We start from the raw sequence: 263 nt of genomic DNA on the forward strand, positions 1-263 counted from the left end.
CATGCCGATCTTTATCCGCAGTATCTGGGCTGCCCGTGTTTCTTCGATGCGCCGCAGTGCGAGCTTATTTACGACAGCGCGATACTGAACCAGAAGCCGCAACTGGCGCACAAACTGACGGCAACGCTGTTGCAGGACACGTGCGATCGTTTGATCGGGCAGGCAAAGACTTCCGTCGGGACGTCCGGCGAGGTCTATCAGGTTCTCATGAGCACGCCTGGCGTTTTTCCCGGCATGCAAGAAGTGGCAACGCGGCTCAACAT

Annotated in this window: 1 pseudogene; it reads left to right on the forward strand. The window is 57.4% G+C overall.

Features of this window, described 5'->3' with window-relative positions:
- A pseudogene (locus tag SB772_RS42260) lies at positions 1–263 on the forward strand (AraC family transcriptional regulator); the annotation flags it as partial.

The sequence above is a fragment of the Paraburkholderia sp. SIMBA_030 genome, from assembly GCF_046535245.1.
GTDB lineage: Bacteria > Pseudomonadota > Gammaproteobacteria > Burkholderiales > Burkholderiaceae > Paraburkholderia.